Source organism: Rhizobium sp. 11_C7_N12_5 (genome assembly GCF_051811145.1).
Classification (GTDB): Bacteria; Pseudomonadota; Alphaproteobacteria; order Rhizobiales; family Rhizobiaceae; genus Rhizobium; species Rhizobium lusitanum.
On sequence record NZ_JBPWPY010000002.1, the window covers coordinates 436,200 to 451,056 of the forward strand.

A 14,857-nucleotide genomic window follows, 5' to 3' on the forward strand; every position below is an offset into this window, starting at 1 on the left:
GCGTGAGGGCCGCCGTCAGCGGCCCTTTTTCTTTCGCCATTCGGCGAATTTGAGCTTCGGGGCGTCGCTGGTTGCTGGGTAGAGACCGATGATGGTGGCGCCGTTCATGACCTCCTCGGTCACGAAGTCCTCGTAAGCCGTCATCTCCACGGTCTCGTCTGCTATTTCATCTGCCAGATGTGCGGGAATGACGATGACGCCTTCATTGTCGCCGACAAGAACGTCGCCGGGGAAAACGGCGACGTCGCCGCAGCCGATCGGACCGTTGATCTCGATGGCCTGATGCAGCGTCAGATTTGTCGGCGCTGAGGGGCGGTGATGATAGGAGGGGATATTGAGTGCGGCGATTTCCGGGCTGTCGCGGAAACCGCCGTCGGTGACGACGCCGGCCACGCCGCGCACCTGCAGGCGCGAGATCAGGATCGAGCCCGCCGATGCGGCGCGAGCATCCTTGCGGCTGTCCATGACCAGAACGGCGCCGGGCGGGCACTGTTCGACGGCGGCACGCTGCGGATGTTCCGGATTACGGAAGACTTCGAGCGTGTTGAGGTCTTCGCGCGCCGGAATATAGCGCAGGGTGAAGGCCTGGCCGACCATGTTCGCCTTCTTCGGCGAGAGCGGCCGGACATCCTGGATGAACTGGTTGCGCAAGCCGCGCTTGAAGAGGGCCGTGGCGATCGTCGGTGTTGCGACCCCCATCAGCTTGTTGCGCGTCTCGTTGCTCAGCACGTAGTTGCTCATACAGAATATCCTTTGCGATCAATAGATGTCGGGTTCGCCCGGTGTCGGGCCGAAGCTGGTTTCCAGGAAGTCGAAGTCGCAGCCCGTATCGGCCTGCGCCACATGGCGCGAGAACATCCAGCCATAGCCGCGGCCGAATTTCTCGGCCGGCTTGACCCATGCTTTGCGCCGCCGTTGCAATTCGCCTTCGTCGACAAGCATGTCGATGCGCCGCGCTTCGAGATCGAGACGAACGATATCGTCGTTGCGCAGCAAGGCCAGCGGGCCGCCGACATGGGATTCCGGGGATACATGCAGGATGCAGGCGCCGTAGCTGGTGCCGCTCATACGGGCGTCGGAGAGGCGGAGCATGTCGCGATGACCCTGCTTCAAGAGCGCCTTGGGGATCGGCAGCATGCCCCATTCCGGCATGCCCGGCCCGCCCTGTGGGCCAGCACCGCGCAGCACCATGACGTGGTCTGGCGTGATGTCGAGATTTTCATCGTCCACCGCCGCTTTCATCTCCGGATAGCTGTCGAACACCAGCGCCGGCCCCTGATGCTTGTGGAAGCGCGGATCGCAGGCGGCCGGCTTGATGACGGCGCCTGTTGGAGCAAGGTTGCCCTTCAGCACCGCGAGCGAGCCTTCATGATAGACCGGATTGTCGAGCGAGCGGATGACGTCGTCATTGTAGCATTTGGCACCTTCCAGCGTTTCGCCGAGCGTAACGCCGGATACGGTGAGTGCCGACAGGTCGAGCTTGGAAGAGAGCTTCGCCATCAGCGCTCTGAGGCCGCCGGCGTAATAGAAATCCTCCATCAGATAGGTCTTGCCGGTCGGCCTGATGTTGGCGAGCACCGGCGTGGTGCGGCCAGCCGTGTCGAGATCGTCAAGCGAGAGATTGACGCCGGCCCGCCGCGCCATGGCGATCAAATGGACGACGGCATTGGTGGAACAGCCCGTCGCCATTGCCACCGCGACGGCATTGTTAACCGCGGCTTCCGTGACGATCTTGGAGGGAATGAGATCTTCCCATACCATCTCGACGATGCGACGGCCGACGGCCGAGGACATGCGGATATGGTTGGCATCCGGTGCCGGAATGGAGCTGGCGCCGGGCAATGTCAGGCCGAGCGCCTCGGCGATCGCCGTCATGGTGCTTGCCGTGCCCATGGTCATGCAGTGGCCGTAGGAGCGGGCGATACCGGCTTCGACGTCGACCCATTCCTTCTCCGAAATGGTGCCGGCGCGGCGCTCGTCCCAGAATTTCCAGGCATCCGAGCCGGAGCCCAGATATTCGCCGCGGTAATTGCCGCGCAACATCGGGCCGGCCGGCAGGTAGATCATTGGCAGCCCCGCGGAGAGCGCGCCCATGACGAGGCCGGGCGTAGTCTTGTCGCAGCCGCCCATCAAGACAGTGCCGTCGACCGGATGCGAGCGCAGCAGCTCTTCAGCTTCCATCGCCAGCATGTTGCGATAGAGCATGGTCGTTGGCTTCACATAGCTTTCCGACAGCGACAGGGCGGGCAGTTCCAACGGAAAGCCGCCGGCCTGCAGGATGCCGCGTTTCACATCCTCGACGCGATGCTTGAAATGAGCGTGGCAAGGGTTGGCATCGGACCAGGTATTTAGGATGGCGATGACCGGCTTGTCGGTCCATTCTTCGGGCGCATAACCCATCTGCATGGTGCGCGAACGATGCCCCGAACTTCTGAGATCGTCCGGGGCGAACCATCTGGCGCTGCGCAGTTCCGACGGTATTTTCCTGCTGCTCATTGTATTCCAGCCTCGTATCCGAATGTTGGTGGAAGCGATAAGTCGATGCGCCGCATCATTCCTTCATGCCCCATTTTTGCAGGGTCCGACGCTCGATCGTCTGGAAGACCAGGTTCTCGACAATAAGCCCGATGACGATCACAGTCAGCAGGCCGGCGAAGACCGAGGGTATGTCGAGAAGATTGCGGTTTTCGAAGATGAACCAGCCAAGGCCGCCCTGGCCGGAGGAGACGCCGAACACAAGTTCGGCGGCAATCAGCGTACGCCACGAAAAGGCCCACCCGATCTTTAGTCCGGTCAGGATCGAGGGGAAGGCGGCCGGGATCAATATGCGGAAGACATAGGAAAGTCCGGTCAGCCCATAATTGGCGCCGACCATACGCAGCGTGCGCGAGACGCCGAGGAAACCGGCATGAGTGTTGAGCGCGACAGCCCAAAGTACCGAATGTATGAGTACGAAGACGAGGCTTGCCGGTCCGAGACCGAACCAGATGAGGGCGAGCGGCAGCAGCGAAATTGCCGGCAGCGGGTTGAACATCGCCGTCATGGTTTCAAGAAAATCGGTGCCGATGCGGGTATTGATCGCGACGACCGTGAGGATGGCGGCAAGCACCGTTCCCGAGACGTAACCCGTCACCAGCACCTTCAAGGTGGTCCAGATGCGGGCTGGCAGGACGCCGTCGGCGAACCGATCGTAGAGCGCCGTCAGCGTGTCGCTGAGCGTCGGGAACAGGAGGGGATTGTCGAGATGCCGGGCATAGGTCTCCCAGATGATGGCAAGGGCGACGATCAGCAGTGATTTGCGAAAGAGACCGGATTGCCAGAGGAGCTCCAGCGGGCCGAGCTTCTGTTCGACGGCGGCGATATGGCCGACCGTTTCGGCTGTCTCGGGGGCAAGGATGATCTGCGGTGCGCTCATGGTCTCACTCCCTGTGTCCCTGTTCGGCAAACAGCATGTGATGGATTTCCTGCTCCAGCTTTGCGGCGGCCGCGGCGTCATTGCGGACCGATTCCACATCGCGCACTTCGGCCTTGACGCGGCCGGGATGCGGCGACAGCAGCAGGATGCGGTTGGAGATCTTGATCGCCTCGGCGATCGAATGGGTGACGAAGATGACGGTGAAGCGGGTATCTTCCCAGAGCTGCAGCAGCTCATCCTGCATCTGGCGGCGGGTCAGCGCATCGAGTGCGGCAAAGGGCTCGTCCATCAGCAGGATATCGGGCTGCATGGCCATGCCGCGGGCGATTGCGACGCGCTGCTTCATGCCGCCGGAAAGCATATGCGGATAAGTGTCCACCGCCCGGGTGAGCTTTACCTTCTCGATATAGTCGCGGGCGATGGCCTCGGCTTCCCTGCGTGGCAGGCGGCGTGCCGTCGTCAGCGGAAACATGACGTTTTCGAGCACTGTCTTCCACGGCAGCAACTGGTCGAATTCCTGGAAGACCATCATGCGGTCGGCGCCGGGCTTCTTGACCGGCTGTCCCTTGATTTCGATCCGGCCCGCCGTTGGCGTCATATAGCCGCCGATGGCCTTCAGCAGGGTCGATTTTCCGCAGCCCGAGGGTCCGAGGAGAACGAAGCGATCGGACTGGGCAACCGAGAAGCTGACGTTTTCCGTCGCGGTGATGAGGAGATTCGGCGTCTTGTAGCGCAGCGTCACCTTATCGACATTCAACAGCGGCTTTGCGGTTGCCGTTTCTGTTGTGGGCTTGTCGGCGGCAATTTTTGTCTGAAGCATGAGGGCTCCTCCACGAAATGGCTTGAAGGCGGCATTCGCGCCGCCCGCAGGCGTCAGTTGCCGTTGAGATCGGCTGCTTCCGGCAGGTAGTAGTCGGTCCAGGCCTTGGGCATCGTCTTCAGTGTGCCGGTCTTGCAGAGATGGGCCGCGAACTTCATGGTTCCCTGTGGGTCCATGCGGAATTCCATCATGTGCGGCTCATTGAGGATCGCCAGCAGGTCGTCGACACCAGTTTTGTCGCCGCTGACCGTCTTATAGGCTTCCACCGCCGATTTCGGGTCCTTTTTGATGAAATCGATCGCTTCCGCCGTCGCTTCGCGCACCGCCTTGATGATCGTCGGGTTGGCGCTGGCAAACTGGGTCGTGGTGAAGAAGGTGCCCTGGGTCAGCTCGCCGCCGATGATGTCGCGGGAATCGATGACCTTATGAACGCCCGGCTGCTTCAGCTCCAGATACTGGAAGGGTGGGGCGGAGAAGTGGTTCTTCACCTCATGCGTCTGGTTGGCAAGCGCTGCCATGGCATCGGGATGGCCGAGCTGTACCGTATTGGCATCGAATTTGTGCACCTGGTCGTCGCCATACATCTGCGCGGCAGCCATCTGCAACAGGATAGCCTGCGTCGAAACGCCGACCGTCGGCACGGCGATCTTGTCGCCCTGCTGGATATCCTTCAGCGACTGAACCCGCGGATCGCGCGAGACCATGATGACCGGCTGGGCCGAATTGGTGACGATGCCCTTGACCTTGCCCCTGGTGCGATCCCAAAGCAGCAGGAGGTTGCCGGTGCCGGTATTGACGATGTCGACGCTGCCGGAAAGCAGTGCATCGGTCTGCGCGCCGCCGCCGCTGAAGGTGCGCCATTCCACCGTGACGCCGGGCAGGCCATCGGCCGCCGCGTGTTTCTCGATCAGCTTCTGCGTCTCCATGACGTGGCTGGCGAGATAAAGAATGCCCGGCTGGCGCGTGATCGAAATGTCGGTCTTTTCAGCGGCGCCGGCTGAAAAAGTGCCGGCAAGCATCACGCCGACCGCGGTCAGACAGCGAAGAAATCCTCTCATCTACTCCTCCCATTGATCCAACCCTTGAGAAATGGAGTTGGCTTGGTTGGACTAAAGCACTAATGTATCAGTGCATCAAGCCCTAAACTGTGCTTAATGGTTCGACGCTCTCGATCAGAAAGGCTGCCAGTGAAGCTCAACCCGAAAGAATTCGCCCTGGACCGCTCCCGTCAGGTCGCGCCGCAGATCCTGGAAATCCTGCGGTCACGTATTCTTTCCATGAGCCTGCCACCGACGACGGTGCTATCGCGCATCTCGCTGCAGAGCGAATTTAACGTCAGCCAGACGCCCGTGCGCGATGCCTTGATTCGGTTGGAAGAGGAGGGGCTGGTCGAGGTCTATCCGCAATATGCAACCGTCGTTTCGCGGATCGATATTCGTAATGCCACCGAAGCGCATTTCCTGCGACTGTCGATCGAGCTTGAGGCGATCCGCCGGCTGACGCTGGAAGCGCCGGATGAGACGTCAGCGGCTCTGGAGACGGTTCTGTCTCGCCAAAAACGTGTCGTGTCGCCGGAGACCTACGATCTCTTTGATATGCTCGACAAGGATTTTCATCGGGTACTTTACGAGAGGGCAGACATTCTCGGCCTGTGGGCGACAGTTCGGCGTCAGGGCGCACATATCGACCGGCTGCGGATGCTCAATCTGCCGATGCCGGGCAAACTGGAGCAGATCATCGTCGATCATCAGGCCGTCGTCGATGCCGTTCGCTTGGGCGATCCGGAGGCGGCCGTTGCCGCCTTGCGCAAGCATCTCTCCGGCACATTATCGATCATCGATCTGATCTGCGAGCAATATCCGGATTATGTGAGCCGTTAAACGCCATCGGTCATCTCAGGATTGCTTGGACATGTGGAGCGCGCAAGCGCGCGCATTGGCTTGCGCCTCGCTTCATGCGAGAAAGCATGTGATGAAACAGATCATGGAGTTTGCTTGACCATCGGACTTGCGCATGCCGAGCTGATCGCGGTCCTGACGGCTGTCACGGGCAATGATCCCAGGGTGATGACGGTGCGGTCGGGCGAAGCTTTGCCGTCCGGTCCGTTCGAGCTTGGGCATCGCACGCTGCAAAGCGGGCTTCGTGAGTGGATCAGGGAGCAGACGGCTCATCCCGTCGGCTATCTGGAGCAGCTTTATACCTTCGCCGATCGTGACCGAAACAACGAGATCCTCGGCGGACGAACGATCTCGATCAGCTATCTCGGCCTGGTGCGCGAACAGGCAGCCCCCGGCGGCGGCCTGCCGGGATGGCATGGCTGGTACGAATATTTCCCTTGGGAAGACCATCGCAAAGGTCGGCCGGCGGTCCTCGATGACATCGCCGCCCGCGTTGCGCTCTGGGTCGATGGTGACGCTGCGAGGCGTGATCAACGCCGGCGCCGTATCGATTTCGCCTTTGGATTAAACGGGGCCGCATGGAACGAAGATCTCGTTCTGCAGCGCTATGAGCTGCTCTACGAGGCCGGTATCGTCGCCGAGGCGGGCTGCGAGCAGTCGCGAACTTTCGGACGGCCGATGTTTGCCGATCACCGTCGTATCCTCGCCACCGGCATGGCGCGGCTGCGGGCCAAGATCAAGTACCGCCCGGTCGTCTTCGAGCTCATGCCTGAGAACTTCACGCTTCTGCAATTGCAGCGAACAGTCGAGGCGCTGGCAGGCCTGACGCTGCACAAGCAGAATTTCCGACGGCTGATCGAACAGCAGGACTTGGTGGAAGAGACCGGCGGCTCCGAAAGCGAGACCGGCGGCCGCCCGGCGAAGCTCTTCCGCTTCCGTCACGCCATCCTCGAAGAACGCGAATTCGCCGGAACGAAATTACCGCTCTCCCGCAATTGACATATGCTCATATCGAGAATATCTATTTGCGCATAATATGCTCAAAATGAGTATAACAAGGAGCCGGTCATGAATCTTCCCGTATCCGCATCCTCCCTCTATGATCGTGTCAGCCGCGTCATCCCGAAAGCCGAATGGCTGACGTTTCAGGATGATGTCGAGGCCATCCTCGAGCTGAAGCGGCGGCACAACGCCGTCATTCTCGCCCACAACTACCAGACGCCGGAGATCTTCCACGGCGTTGCCGATATTGTCGGCGACAGCCTGGCGCTGGCGCGCAAGGCCATCGAGGTCGACGCCGACATCATCGTCCTTGCCGGCGTGCACTTCATGGCCGAGACCGCCAAGCTGCTGAACCCGGAAAAGACGGTGCTGATCCCCGATATGGACGCGGGTTGTTCGCTGGCGGATTCGATCACGCCTGAGGATATCGCCTTGCTGCGACAGGCACATCCGGGCGTTCCCGTCGTCACCTATGTCAACACCTCGGCTGCCGTGAAGGCGGCATCCGATATCTGCTGCACTTCGGGCAATGCCAAACAGGTGGTGGAATCGCTCGGCGTGCCGAAAGTGCTGATGCTTCCGGACGAATATCTGGCGCGCAACGTCGCGCGCGAAACCAATGTTCAGCTCATCGCCTGGCATGGACACTGCGAGGTCCATGAACTCTTCACCGCCGATGACGTGCGCCAACTGCGTGAAAATTATCCTGGCGTCACGGTGCTTGCGCATCCCGAATGTCCGCCGGATGTTGTCATGGAAGCGGATTTTGCCGGCTCGACTGCCGTCATGTCCGACTATGTCGGCAAAAGGCGCCCCGCGCGCGTCGTGCTGCTGACGGAATGTTCGATGAGCGACAATGTCGCCGTGCGTCATCCCGATGTGGAGTTCATCCGGCCCTGCAATCTCTGCCCGCATATGAAGCGCATCACGCTCGGGAATATCCGTAAGGCGTTGGAAGAGGGGCAGCATGAAGTGACGATCAATCCGGCGATCGCGGTCGCCGCCCGCCGCGCGGTGGAAAGGATGCTGGCGATATGAGCGAGATTCTTGAAGAACTGAGCGGTCGCATCGTTATCGTCGGCAGTGGTCTTGCCGGGCTGATGACAGCGCTGACCTTGGCCCCGGAACCCACCGTGATCGTAACGCGCGCCGCGCTCGGCGGGGAAACGTCGAGCGCCTGGGCGCAGGGCGGTATCGCTGCCAGCATGGGTGACGACGATAGTGCTGCGTTGCACCTGGCCGATACGCTTGCCGCCGGCGACGGGCTTTGCGATTTGAAGGTGGCTGCGAGCATCGTCGCCGAAGCGCCCGCTGCCATCGCCGCGCTGGAGCGGGCCGGCGTTCAGTTCGATCGCAATGGCGCCGGCGTCCTATCATTGGGCCTCGAAGCGGCTCATTCACGTCGCCGTATCGTGCATGCGAAAGGCGACGGCTCGGGTGCGGCCATAGTCCGTGCGCTTACAGAGGCGGTCGCCCGCGCGCCGTCGATCAGGGTGCTTGAAGGCTATGAGGCGCGACGGCTGTTGCTGGACGGCGACCATATCGCCGGTCTGCTGTGTGCTACGGAGAAGGGTACCGTCATCCTGCCATCCTGCCGCGTCGTGCTCGCGACGGGCGGCATAGGCGGCCTCTACGAGGCCACGACCAATCCTGTCGGCAATTTCGGGCAGGGGATCGCGCTTGCCGCGCGGGCCGGCGCGTTTCTGGCCGACATGGAATTCGTGCAGTTCCATCCGACGGCGCTCGACAGCCGCAGGCGACCGCTGGCGCTCGTCAGCGAGGCGGTTCGTGGCGAGGGTGCCTTGCTCGTCAATGAGAATAACGAGCGCTTCATGGCTGAGGTCGATGGCGCCGAGTTGGCCGCCCGCGATGTCGTTGCGCGCGCCATCAGCGCGGAAATCGCGCGCGGAGGCCGGGTTTTTCTCGATGCCCGTGAGGCGCTCGGCAACCGCTTCGCGGCGCGTTTCCCTGTCATCGACGCGCTTTGCGGCGAGGCCGGCGTCGATCCATCGCGTGATCTCATTCCGGTGCGTCCGGCTGTCCACTATCATATGGGTGGCGTGGCGACGGACGAGAATGGCCGCAGTTCCGTGCCCGGCCTATGGGTCGTTGGCGAGGCGGCATCCACCGGCCTGCACGGGGCCAACCGCCTTGCCAGCAATTCCCTGCTGGAAGCTGCCGTGATGGGCATGCGAGCGGCGCATGATATCGCCGGCATCGATGCAGGCCCGACAAGGCTGCTGCACGATCATGCGCGTCTCGTGGCACCCGATCCGTCGCTTGTTCGGCCTGTTGTCTCGCGCCATCTCGGCGTACTGCGCAATGCTGGCGCGATTCATGGCGCGATCGCAGCCCTCCTGCCGTTGTTCGACAGTGAGGGTCCGGCGGCCGATCCGGCCCTCGTCGCGCTGCTGATCGCCGTCTTCGCCAGCCTCAGGAGGGAATCGCGCGGTGCCCACGCCCGCACGGATTTTCCGCTGAAGCTGCAGCATGTGCAGCGTCGCATGATGCGTCTGTCCGATGCCTTGGACATCGCGAGATCCGTCATTCCCTATTCCTTCGCCAGGAGCGCCTGACATGACCCTCGTTCCCCTTCCGCGCCTCATCGTCGAGCCGTTGGTGCGCAATGCCCTGCTTGAGGATCTCGGCCTTGCCGGCGATGTCACGTCCGCTGCCGTGATCCTCGCGACGCATCGGTCCCGCGTGGCAATGGTGACGCGCCAGCCGGGTGTGGTCGCCGGCCTCGATGCGTCCGAACTCGCCTTCCAGCTCGTCGATCCCGGCATCACCATGACCCGCCACGTGCCTGACGGCACGAAGGTAGAGGCAGGCGAGGTGATTGCAACGATCGAGGGGCCATCGCGCGGCCTGCTGACGGCGGAACGCACCGCCTTGAATTTCCTCGGCCATCTCTCGGGTATAGCGTCCGTGACGGGCGGCATCGTCGAGGCGATCGCGGGCACCAAGGCTTCGATCGTCTGCACCCGCAAGACGACGCCGGGCCTGAGGGCGCTGGAGAAATATGCAGTCCGCGCTGGCGGCGGCATGAACCATCGCTTCGCGCTCTATGACGCTGTGCTGATCAAGGACAATCATGTTGCCATTGCGGGCGGTGTCGTCGAGGCGATCCGTCGAGCCAAGGCGGGCGTCGGCCATATGGTCAAGATCGAAGTCGAGGTCGATACGCTGGAACAGCTTCGCGAAGCCATGGCCGAAGGTGTGGATGCCGTGCTGCTCGACAATATGGCGCCGGATCAGCTGCGCGAGGCGGTCGATATTGTCGCCGGACGAGCCATTACCGAAGCGTCGGGCCGCATCACGCCGGCAACCGCTGCAGCAATCGCGGCCTCCGGTGTCGATCTCATTTCCGTCGGATGGCTGACACATAGCGCGCCGACGCTCGATATCGGCCTGGACTGGAAGTCGGCGGCTTAACGCCGCCGATTGCAAGCTCAGACAACGATCGGCACTTGTGCGCCGTCCATGCTGATGACGACGCCGGTAACGTAACTTGCCTTGGTCGAGCTCAGGAAGGCAACGACATTGGCAATGTCGGTAGGATCTGCCATGCGGCCGATCGGGATGCGCCGCAGCGCGTCGGCGAGCGCCTCCTCCTCTGTCGAGCCGGTAGCTTTCGCCGCCGCCTTCAGGCCTTCGGCGACGCGATCCGTTTCTGTCAGGCCGGGATTGAGGCCGACGACACGCACGCCTTTGCCGGCATAGGCGTTGGCGAGCCCGACGCTTGCGAGCATCAGGGCGGCATTGGCCGACCCGCCGGCCAGATGGAAGGGCGAGGCGATCTTGCCGCCATTGCCGATGATATTGATGACGGCGCCCGAGCCACGCGTACCCATGCGTTTGATGACGGGATCGATCACGTTGATATAGGAAAAATACTTCGCATCCATCGCGGCGCGCCAGATCGCAGGGGTCAGTTCGTCTGCCGGCGTGCGCGCCGCAGCCCCTGCGCTGTTGACGAGAATATCGATGGGGCCGATTTCGGCCTCGACCTTGTCGACGACCGCGAGTGCCTGCTCATCGGATATCAGGTCGGCGGCATAGCCTTGCGCTCCGGAGAGCTTCGAAAGCGCCTTGTCGATGTTGGCTTGCGCGCGCGAACATATGGCGACACGCGCGCCTTCCGACAGGAAGAGTTCGGCGCAGGCGTAGCCGATGCCCTTAGAGCCGCCTGTGATCAGAACGACTTTATCCTTGAGGCCAAGGTCCATGAGATTGTCTCCGGGTGCGTTGCGAAAGGGCTCGCAAGCTACGTCCGGAAATCCCTGCAGTACAGAGTGGCAGCCGTCACAGCTTGTTTACCGGTCTCTACGAAAGGCGTTTGGCCTTCAGCACGGAAACGGCGGTTTCGCTGTTGTGGACATAGTCGTGGGCATCGGGCTGCTTTTGCACCAGCAGAATGAACAGCAAATCCGTCAACATCAGCTGGGCATCGCGCGCCGTGATCGACGAGGAGCGGACGCGATCCTCGTCGCCGACGGTGTGAAGGCGGATATCGGCAACGCGGGCAAGCGGGTTGTCCTGAAGTCCGGTGACGGCAATGACGGTCGCCTTGCGCTGGCTTGCGAGCTCGGCGATCCGCAGCGTCTCGATGCTGGTGCCGGAATAGGAAAGGGCGAAGAGCAGATCGTCCGGGCCGAGCGTCGACGCATTGGCCATCTGCACGTGGCTGTCGCTGTCATGCAGGACGTTGCGGCCGAGCTTCATCAGCTTGTAGGAAAAGTCGCGGGCGACCAGCGATGAGGCGCCGACGCCGGCCAGATGGATGCGCCGTGCATCGTGAAGGGCTTCGAGCGCCTTGTCGATATCGCCCTCATTGTTGACCGAGATGGTCTGCTGCATGGCTTGCAATTTACTGCCCAACAGCTTCTGCAGGATCGTGAGATAGCCGTCACCCACTTCGATCGTGCCGTGGATCATGCCGGCCGGGGCTGGCCATTCCTGGGCTTTCGCCTCGCTGACGGCAAGCTTCAGTTCCTGGTAGCCGGCATAGCCAAGCTTCTGGCTGAACTTGACGACGCTCGACTGGCTGCGGCCTGTCTCGACCGCAAGCGCCGCCGATGAGAGGCGCAACATCTGGTCGGGATTTTCGACGATGAATTGCCCGATCTGGCGATCGGCAGGCGCCATGGTCTCGAGCTGCGCACTGATTTTCTTCAAGATAGACATCTGTCCCTTCGGGCCGTCGGGGCCGATTCACGCATCATCACGAGCAGACCAAAAATAGCATTCGGATGAAGCCGGGCAACCATGCTTTGAGCGATAGAGGTTACCATAGAGAATTGGAATAAAAAATTCCAATTTCCGTTGACAGGTTGGAATGGTCGAATAATCTTCTGCAGGAAGCAGGCGGCGGAGTCTCTGGGACGTCGCACCTCTCTTCAACGGGTTCTGATCATGGATAGACTTCGCATCTCTGGCGGCAAAAGGTTGCAGGGCGCCGTGACGATTTCGGGCGCCAAGAATGCGGCCCTGCCGCAGATCGCGGCTGCCCTTTTGAGCCCGCATCCACTCGAGCTGACCAACCTGCCTGTCGTCAGCGATGTCGAGAACATGCTTGGCGTCATTGCCCTTCATGGGGCGAAGATCACGCGTGCGGCGCACGGCACGACGATCGATCCGAGCGCCATCGTCTCGAAGGAGACCTCCTACGATACGGTGCGGCGCATGCGAGCGACCGTCCTGGTGTTGGCGCCGCTGCTTGCCCGTTTCGGTCAAGCATGCGTCTCCCTTCCCGGTGGTTGCGCCATCGGTGCCCGACCTGTCGATATGCATATCAAGGCGCTTGCGACCCTGGGAGCCGATATCGCGATCGAAAGCGGCCTAATCGTCGCTTCGGCTGCCAATGGGCTGAAGGGTGCCCGCATCGTGCTGAGCTCGCCGTCCGTCGGCGCGACGGAGACGGCCATGATGGCCGCCTGCGCAGCCAAGGGTGAAACGGAGATTTTGAACGCCGCGCGTGAGCCGGAAGTTGCCGATCTCGCCGCCTGCCTCAGCGCCATGGGTGCGCGGATCGAAGGGGCGGGCACGCATCGCATCCTCATCGATGGCGACACCAGCTGGCGTCCCGCCAAACACCACGGCATCCCCGACCGTATCGAGGCGGGAACCTATGCCGTGGCCGCCGCCATCACCGGTGGACAGCTCGAGCTCATCCATGCCCGGTTGGAAAATCTTGCCTCGGTCGTACAGGCGCTGGAGGCCATGGGCGTCAGTGTCTGGCCGAGCGATCGCGGCTTGGTCGTCTCCAGAGACCGTCCGCTCAAGGGCGCCGACCTCACCACCGAACCCTATCCGGGCTTCCCGACCGATCTGCAGGCGCAATTCATGGCTCTTGCCTGCTGCGCCGAGGGCGCCTCGCTGATCCGCGAGACGGTGTTTGAAAATCGCTTCATGCATGTGCCGGAGCTGATGCGGCTGGGAGCCAACATCACCCTGCAGGGCACAACGGCCCTGGTGCGGGGTGGTGCGCCGCTCAAGGGGGCGCAGGTGATGGCGACGGATCTTCGCGCCTCCGTTTCGCTGGTGCTGGCGGCGCTCGTGTCGAAAGGCGAAACCATCGTCAATCGCGTCTATCATCTCGATCGCGGCTATGAGCAGCTTGATCGCAAGCTTCGCCTCTGCGGCGCCGATATCGAACGGCTGACGTCATGACCGCTGCAGCAGAAACCTCTCCTTATTTCCTCGGCGTCGATGGCGGCGGCACCGGTTGCCGCGCTCGCATCGAGGATACCGCCGGCACGATACTGGGGCAGGGATTGTCCGGTCCCGCGACGACGCGGCTCGGTGTCGAGGAAGCCTGGGCTTCCATCGTCAGGGCCTTCGATGCCGCAATCGAAGAGGCGGGTCTGAGCGCCGTGCATATCAAGCGTATCCATGCAGGCGTCGGGCTGGCCGGCATCAGCCGCAAGGGCGCGCTTGCAGCCCTCAGGGCCATAGAACATCCCTTTGCCAGCATCGACTTCGTCAGCGACGGCGAGGGAGCCTGCCTCGGCGCCCATTCCGGCCGGGATGGGGCAATCGTCATTGCCGGCACGGGGTCGATCGGGCTCGGTCTCGTCGAGGGCCGGCAATTGCGGGTCGGTGGTTATGGTTTTCCGATCTCGGACGAGGGTAGTGGCGCTTACCTCGGGCTGAATGCGGTGCAGTTCGCGCTTCGCGCCCATGATGGCCGCGAGCAGAAGACGGCATTGCTGGCCGAGATCATGCAGCGATTCCAGAACGATACCATGGAAGCGGTGGCCTGGATGGATCGCGCATCCGCCACCGACTATGCGACACTTGCGCCGATGGTTCTGCGTCATGCCGACCAGGGCGATGCCGTGGCGCGGCGCATCGTGCAAAGCGCGGCAGGGCATATCGACACATTGGTTCGCACCCTGTTCGAGAAGGGTGCGCCGCGCGTCTGCCTGCTTGGCGGCTTGGCGAGTCCGCTCGAGCCCTGGCTTGCGCCGGATGTGCGCCGCAGCCTCAAGCCCATCGATGGCGATGCGGTCTCGGGCGCCATCATCCTTGCCAGAAGGGCAATCCGCCAGCGTTGACGGGAAGGTTGGCGCAGCGGTTTTTCGCGCGAAAAAATGGAATATTTTATTCCTTTTGTGATTGACTGAAGGAATAAACGGACATAGTGTTAATAAAGGTAAACAGGGAATGGGCGCAGAACGAAGCCGAAAAGGCCGGCTGCATCCTGGCTGATTTCAGTCT

Annotated in this window: 14 protein-coding genes; 7 read left to right on the forward strand and 7 right to left on the reverse strand. The window is 62.0% G+C overall.

Going from position 1 to position 14,857, the window contains the following annotated elements; translation table 11 throughout:
* Positions 1-15 precede the first annotated feature (15 nt).
* Genes AB8B29_RS21165 through AB8B29_RS21185 form a run of 5 tightly spaced genes read right to left on the reverse strand, consistent with a single transcriptional unit; the run spans position 16 to position 5,293 of the window.
* On the reverse strand, positions 16-741 hold the full coding sequence (locus AB8B29_RS21165; RefSeq protein WP_037192346.1) for a ribonuclease activity regulator RraA: 726 nt from the start codon (positions 739-741) through the stop codon (positions 16-18).
* 18 nt (positions 742-759) lie between these two features.
* Positions 760-2,496 carry an L-arabinonate dehydratase gene (gene araD, locus AB8B29_RS21170; RefSeq protein ID WP_037192344.1) on the reverse strand — a complete coding sequence of 579 codons (1,737 nt, stop codon included), beginning with the start codon at positions 2,494-2,496 and terminating at the stop codon, positions 760-762.
* Positions 2,497-2,551: 55 nt separating this feature from the next.
* Positions 2,552-3,415: an ABC transporter permease gene (locus tag AB8B29_RS21175; RefSeq protein WP_037192342.1), complete on the reverse strand. Its 864-nt coding sequence runs from the start codon at positions 3,413-3,415 to the stop codon at positions 2,552-2,554.
* Positions 3,416-3,419: 4 nt separating this feature from the next.
* Entirely contained in the window at positions 3,420-4,235 is an 816-nt protein-coding gene (locus AB8B29_RS21180; protein WP_051963302.1) for an ABC transporter ATP-binding protein, read from the reverse strand.
* Between the two features lie 53 nt (positions 4,236-4,288).
* Positions 4,289-5,293: an ABC transporter substrate-binding protein gene (locus AB8B29_RS21185; RefSeq protein ID WP_439006707.1), complete on the reverse strand. Its 1,005-nt coding sequence runs from the start codon at positions 5,291-5,293 to the stop codon at positions 4,289-4,291.
* Between the two features lie 129 nt (positions 5,294-5,422).
* Between AB8B29_RS21185 and AB8B29_RS21190 the strand changes: the two genes are divergently transcribed.
* From AB8B29_RS21190 to nadC, 5 genes are all read left to right on the forward strand, one after another.
* Positions 5,423-6,115, forward strand: a complete 693-nt coding sequence (locus AB8B29_RS21190; protein ID WP_037192338.1) for a GntR family transcriptional regulator — start codon at positions 5,423-5,425, stop codon at positions 6,113-6,115.
* 114 nt (positions 6,116-6,229) lie between these two features.
* Positions 6,230-7,132, forward strand: coding sequence for an NUDIX hydrolase (locus tag AB8B29_RS21195; protein ID WP_037192336.1), 903 nt, complete (start codon positions 6,230-6,232; stop codon positions 7,130-7,132).
* Between the two features lie 69 nt (positions 7,133-7,201).
* Positions 7,202-8,173, forward strand: coding sequence for a quinolinate synthase NadA (nadA, locus tag AB8B29_RS21200; protein ID WP_037192334.1), 972 nt, complete (start codon positions 7,202-7,204; stop codon positions 8,171-8,173).
* Positions 8,170-9,711 (forward strand): L-aspartate oxidase, encoded by a 1,542-nt coding sequence (locus AB8B29_RS21205; protein ID WP_439006708.1) that lies wholly within the window; start codon positions 8,170-8,172, stop codon positions 9,709-9,711. Before nadA ends, AB8B29_RS21205 begins: the two co-directional genes overlap by 4 nt.
* Before the next feature lies 1 nt (position 9,712).
* A complete protein-coding gene (gene nadC / locus AB8B29_RS21210; RefSeq protein WP_037192329.1) occupies positions 9,713-10,570 on the forward strand; it encodes a carboxylating nicotinate-nucleotide diphosphorylase in 858 nt (285 codons plus the stop codon).
* A 17-nt stretch (positions 10,571-10,587) separates the two neighbouring features.
* Here nadC and AB8B29_RS21215 read toward each other — a convergent pair whose 3' ends face one another.
* Both AB8B29_RS21215 and AB8B29_RS21220 read right to left on the reverse strand, forming a co-directional pair.
* Positions 10,588-11,364, reverse strand: a complete 777-nt coding sequence (locus AB8B29_RS21215; RefSeq protein WP_037192327.1) for an SDR family oxidoreductase — start codon at positions 11,362-11,364, stop codon at positions 10,588-10,590.
* A gap of 97 nt (positions 11,365-11,461) precedes the next feature.
* Positions 11,462-12,322: a MurR/RpiR family transcriptional regulator gene (locus AB8B29_RS21220; RefSeq protein ID WP_037192326.1), complete on the reverse strand. Its 861-nt coding sequence runs from the start codon at positions 12,320-12,322 to the stop codon at positions 11,462-11,464.
* Between the two features lie 228 nt (positions 12,323-12,550).
* Here AB8B29_RS21220 and murA point away from each other — a divergent pair, with 228 nt between their 5' ends.
* Complete coding sequence (gene murA, locus AB8B29_RS21225; RefSeq protein ID WP_037192324.1) at positions 12,551-13,807, forward strand: UDP-N-acetylglucosamine 1-carboxyvinyltransferase; 1,257 nt, start codon at positions 12,551-12,553, stop codon at positions 13,805-13,807.
* Positions 13,804-14,694, forward strand: a complete 891-nt coding sequence (locus tag AB8B29_RS21230) for an N-acetylglucosamine kinase (protein WP_037192322.1) — start codon at positions 13,804-13,806, stop codon at positions 14,692-14,694. The genes murA and AB8B29_RS21230 overlap by 4 nt, the downstream gene beginning before the upstream one ends.
* The last annotated feature ends 163 nt before the right edge of the window (positions 14,695-14,857 follow it).

Excerpts from the sequence above, each read along its gene's own strand:
- AB8B29_RS21165 (WP_037192346.1), bottom strand. The coding sequence starts at position 741 with ATGAGCAACTACGTGCTGAGCAACGAGACGCGCAACAAGCTGATGGGG.
- araD (WP_037192344.1), bottom strand. The coding sequence starts at position 2,496 with ATGAGCAGCAGGAAAATACCGTCGGAACTGCGCAGCGCCAGATGGTTC.
- AB8B29_RS21175 (WP_037192342.1), bottom strand. The coding sequence starts at position 3,415 with ATGAGCGCACCGCAGATCATCCTTGCCCCCGAGACAGCCGAAACGGTC.
- AB8B29_RS21180 (WP_051963302.1), bottom strand. The coding sequence starts at position 4,235 with ATGCTTCAGACAAAAATTGCCGCCGACAAGCCCACAACAGAAACGGCA.
- AB8B29_RS21185 (WP_439006707.1), bottom strand. The coding sequence starts at position 5,293 with ATGAGAGGATTTCTTCGCTGTCTGACCGCGGTCGGCGTGATGCTTGCC.
- nadA (WP_037192334.1), top strand. The coding sequence starts at position 7,202 with ATGAATCTTCCCGTATCCGCATCCTCCCTCTATGATCGTGTCAGCCGC.
- AB8B29_RS21205 (WP_439006708.1), top strand. The coding sequence starts at position 8,170 with ATGAGCGAGATTCTTGAAGAACTGAGCGGTCGCATCGTTATCGTCGGC.
- nadC (WP_037192329.1), top strand. The coding sequence starts at position 9,713 with ATGACCCTCGTTCCCCTTCCGCGCCTCATCGTCGAGCCGTTGGTGCGC.
- AB8B29_RS21215 (WP_037192327.1), bottom strand. The coding sequence starts at position 11,364 with ATGGACCTTGGCCTCAAGGATAAAGTCGTTCTGATCACAGGCGGCTCT.
- AB8B29_RS21220 (WP_037192326.1), bottom strand. The coding sequence starts at position 12,322 with ATGTCTATCTTGAAGAAAATCAGTGCGCAGCTCGAGACCATGGCGCCT.
- murA (WP_037192324.1), top strand. The coding sequence starts at position 12,551 with ATGGATAGACTTCGCATCTCTGGCGGCAAAAGGTTGCAGGGCGCCGTG.
- AB8B29_RS21230 (WP_037192322.1), top strand. The coding sequence starts at position 13,804 with ATGACCGCTGCAGCAGAAACCTCTCCTTATTTCCTCGGCGTCGATGGC.